This window comes from Oleiphilus sp. HI0066 (assembly GCF_001635725.1).
In genome coordinates, this window is sequence record NZ_LWFH01000765.1 from 1 (window position 1) to 611 (window position 611).

Here is a 611-nt window from a genome sequence, read left to right on the forward strand (position 1 = left end):
GGTATCGGTCCTGGTTCTGTTTGTACAACACGTGTGAAATCCGGTGTGGGTTACCCGCAGTTGTCTGCAGCAATTGAATGTGCTGATGCGGCGAATGGCCTTGGTGGTCACGTGATCTCTGTCGGTGGTTGTACTTGTGCGGGCGATGTATCAAAAGCATTTGGTGCAGGTTCTGATTTCGTCATGCTTGGCGGTATGCTTGCGGGTCACGAAGAGTCTGGTGGTGAGCTAGTCGAGCGCGATGGCAAGATGTATAAGCTGTTCTACGGTATGTCATCATCAACTGCAATGAACAAGCACTCTGGCGGCGTTGCAAACTACCGTGCGTCAGAAGGTAAAACTGTTGAAATGCCATTTAAAGGGCCGGTCGATAACACAGTTCAAGATATTCTTGGTGGTGTTCGTTCAACATGTACCTATGTTGGCGCAGATAGCTTGAAAGAGCTTTCGAAGCGTACAACTTTTATTCGTGTGCAAGAACAAGAGAATAACGTTTACGGAAAAGAGTAAAGCGTTCTGTAGTATTGCATTGAAAAAGCTCCTGTTAAGGGGCTTTTTTTGTTTTTGGTGTGTTATTAACGGTGTAAGAATATGAATCTAAAAATAAAGCA

At 45.2% G+C, this 611-nt stretch carries 1 protein-coding gene; it reads left to right on the top strand.

The window, feature by feature from the left end; translation table 11 throughout:
* On the top strand, positions 1–510 hold a 510-nt coding region (locus tag A3738_RS09215), incomplete at its 5' end, for an IMP dehydrogenase (protein ID WP_197473753.1).
* Positions 511–611 lie beyond the last annotated feature (101 nt).